The sequence below is a fragment of the Arthrobacter sp. JCM 19049 genome, assembly GCF_001310435.1.
This window is the reverse complement of the sequence record NZ_BAXF01000247.1, coordinates 1-3,215: the sequence shown is the minus strand read 5'-3', so window position 1 is coordinate 3,215 and position 3,215 is coordinate 1. Positions and strand designations below refer to the sequence as shown.

The 3,215-nt window shown below is 67.2% G+C and carries 3 protein-coding genes and 1 pseudogene; all 4 read left to right on the top strand.

Translation table 11 applies throughout. The features are described 5' to 3' along the window. On the top strand, positions 1–716 hold a 716-nt coding region (locus tag JCM19049_RS10350; protein ID WP_374700287.1), incomplete at its 5' end, for an SURF1 family cytochrome oxidase biogenesis protein. A 38-nt stretch (positions 717–754) separates the two neighbouring features. Next, the gene (locus JCM19049_RS10345; RefSeq protein WP_054821545.1) at positions 755–976 is read left to right on the top strand and encodes a hypothetical protein; all 222 of its coding nucleotides are present in this window, start codon (positions 755–757) and stop codon (positions 974–976) included. 52 nt (positions 977–1,028) lie between these two features. Next, on the top strand, positions 1,029–1,493 hold the full coding sequence (locus tag JCM19049_RS10340) for a DUF3817 domain-containing protein (protein ID WP_054821544.1): 465 nt from the start codon (positions 1,029–1,031) through the stop codon (positions 1,491–1,493). A gap of 81 nt (positions 1,494–1,574) precedes the next feature. Continuing rightward, a pseudogene (guaA, locus tag JCM19049_RS10335) lies at positions 1,575–3,160 on the top strand (glutamine-hydrolyzing GMP synthase). Positions 3,161–3,215: the final 55 nt, after the last annotated feature.

The following is a 3,215-nucleotide window of genomic DNA, read 5'->3' as shown; positions in this document are numbered from 1 at the left end:
CGGCCGCCGGCATGTTCGCCCCCTTGCCCAGTGGGCGCTGCCGGGTCCTGGCCACCACGGAGGCGGGGTCAAAGGGAAGAATCTCACCCGCCGCGCATTGGCTCTTCTACAAGCAATCGAAGTACGGTAGTGATGTGCTGAAAACCGCTTTCAAACCCAAATGGATCGCCGCGCTGCTCGGTGCCCTCATCGTGGCCACCGGCTTCGTGCTGCTCTCCGGATGGCAGTTCGGTTCCTCCACCACCGAACCCCCGGTGAAGGCCGAGAAGACCGAGGTTCCGGTGCCGCTGACCGAGCACGTGCAGCCGGGCACCGAACTGCTGGGCACGAAGGCGGACCAGATTGTCACCATGCAGGGCCACTTCCTGCCGGACACCGAGATCCTGGTGGAAAAGCGCGTGCACGAGGGCCAGGCCGGCTACTGGGTGATCAGCGCGTTCGCTGTGGACGCGCCCCCGACGATGAGGCCATCGCGGTGGTGCGCGGCTGGGAAGCCGAACCGAACGACCCGCCGGCCACCCCGGAGGCCAGTTCACCATCACCGGCCGGTTGATCCCGCCCGAGGCCCGGTGCTGCAGCGCGACGTGCGCGAACCTTACTACGCCGCGGTCTCCAGCGCCCAGCTGGCCAACACCTGGATCTGCCGCTGTACTCCGGATTCGTCTCCATCCACGAGCTGGCCAACGACGCCGGGCCGGTCACCGAGCCGGGACTGAGCCACATCTTTGTCGGCACCCAGCCGCAGGAAGCCACCGTGAACTGGCTGAACGTCTTCTACGGGATTGAATGGGTGGTCTTCGCCGGCTTCGCGTTCTTCCTGTGGTACCGCCTGGTGCGCGATGACTACCAGCGCGAACTGGATGAACTGGCCGAGCAGGGCGCCGCCGAGCACCGCCGCGGCCAGGAGCCCACCGGCCAGGAGCCCAGCCAAGACCATCCGTCCTCCGGCCCGCACGGCACCTCCCAGAACCACTAAGATCCCTCGGGGCTTTGCCACAAAGCCCCTTCGCGGAAGGAACACTCCAAGCATGTCCAGCCCCACCACCCCCGGCACCCCACGCAAGTTCGGCGGCACCCCCACCCAGATCCGCAACGCGCTGGCCTTCTACAAGGTGCTCTCCTACGCCACCGGTGTGATGCTGCTGCTGCTGGTGGCCGAGATGGTCCTGAAGTACTTCTGGGGCCTGGAACTGTTCGCCGGGGGCACCCACCTGGATGGCACCGCGAACACGCTGGGCCTGTTCAACCGCGCCGAGATTGCCGGCGGGGTGAACATCTCCCTGCTGATCCTGATCGTGCACGGCTGGATGTACGTGGTCTACCTGTTCTCCGACTTCCGGCTCTGGTCGATAATGCGCTGGCCGTTCATGCGCTTCATCACCATCGCCCTGGGCGGGGTGGTCCCGTTCCTCTCCTTCTTCGTGGAGCACAAGGTGCACCGTGAGGTGGAGGCCGAACTGGCCGCGTTCCCCAAGGCCGCCAAGCGCTACTAGCGCCTTCGGTTCCCGGCTGGTGACGGGGATGACAGGGGTGCGGGGGTTTCAGCGGCGCGGTGAGCTAGTAGACTTGAATCCGTGACTACTGCGCCCCTCACCACAGAACATAAGCCGGTTCTGGTCGTCGACTACGGGGCCCAATACGCGCAGCTGATTGCTCGGCGTGTGCGTGAGGCCCGCGTGTACTCGGAGATCGTTCCGCACACCATGCCCCTGGATCAGATGCTGGCCAAGGAACCTGCCGCCATCATCCTTTCCGGCGGCCCGTCCAGCGTCTATGCGGAAAACGCCCCGGGGGTGGATCCGAAGCTGTTTGACGCCGGGGTCCCGGTCCTGGGCATCTGCTACGGCTTCCAGGCCATGGCCAACGCCCTGGGCGGCACCGTGGCCGAAACCGGTCTACGCGAATACGGCCGCACCGAAACCGAATTCTCCGGCGGCCCGCGCTCCGTGCTGGCCGGGGCCCACACCCCACCGACGGTGTGGATGAGCCACGGCGACTCGGTCACCGCGGCCCCGGAGGGCTTTGAGGTGCTGGCTTCCACCGCTGGCGCCCCGGTCGCCGCGATCGCCGATGACGAGCGCAAGCTCTTCGGCGTGCAGTGGCACCCGGAGGTCAAGCACTGCGAGTTCGGGCAGAACGTGCTGGAGAACTTCCTCTACGACGGCGCTGGCCTGCAGGCCGAATGGACCGCCGGGTCCATCGCCGATGAGCAGATCGAACGCATCCGCGCCCAGGTGGGCGACGGCAAGGCGATCTGCGGGCTGTCCGGCGGCGTGGACTCCGCCGTGGCCGCCGCCCTGGTGCAGCGCGCCATCGGGGACAACCTCACCTGCGTGTTCGTGAACCACGGGCTGCTGCGTGAAGGCGAAGCCGAGCAGGTGGAGAAGGACTTCGTGGCCGCCACCGGCGCGAAGCTGTACATCGCCGATGAACGCGAACGCTTCCTAAGCGCCCTGGACGGGGTGACTGACCCGGAAACCAAGCGCAAGATCATTGGCCGCGAATTCATCCGCGCCTTCGAGGCCGCGGAGAAGGCCATCGTCGAAGCCGAAGCCGAGGCCGGGGAGCCGGTGAAGTTCCTGGTGCAGGGCACCCTGTACCCGGACATCGTCGAATCCGGCGGCGGCGAGGGCACCGCGAACATCAAGAGCCACCACAACGTGGGCGGGCTGCCCGAGGACCTGCAGTTCGAGCTGGTTGAGCCGCTGCGCACCCTGTTCAAGGACGAGGTGCGTGCGGTGGGCCGCGAACTGGGCCTGCCCGAGGAGATCGTGGGACGCCAGCCGTTCCCCGGCCGGGCCTGGGCATCCGCATCATCGGTGCGGTGAACGAGGAACGCCTCTCGATCCTGCGCAAGGCCGACGCGATCGCCCGCGAGGAGCTGACCAACGCCGGACTGGATGACGAGGTCTGGCAGATGCCGGTCGTGCTGCTGGCCGACGTGCGCAGCGTGGGCGTGCAGGGCGATGGGCGCACCTACGGGCACCCGATCGTGCTGCGCCCGGTCTCCAGCGAGGACGCGATGACCGCGGACTGGTCCCGCCTGCCCTACGACCTGCTGGCCCGGATCTCCAACCGGATCACCAACCAGGTCGACGGGGTCAACCGGGTGGTGCTGGATGTGACCAGCAAGCCCCCGGGAACCATCGAATGGGAGTAATCCGCCCCTAGCGGATCGCCCACGGGCGGAATCGGACAAAGGCCAGCCGGCGGCG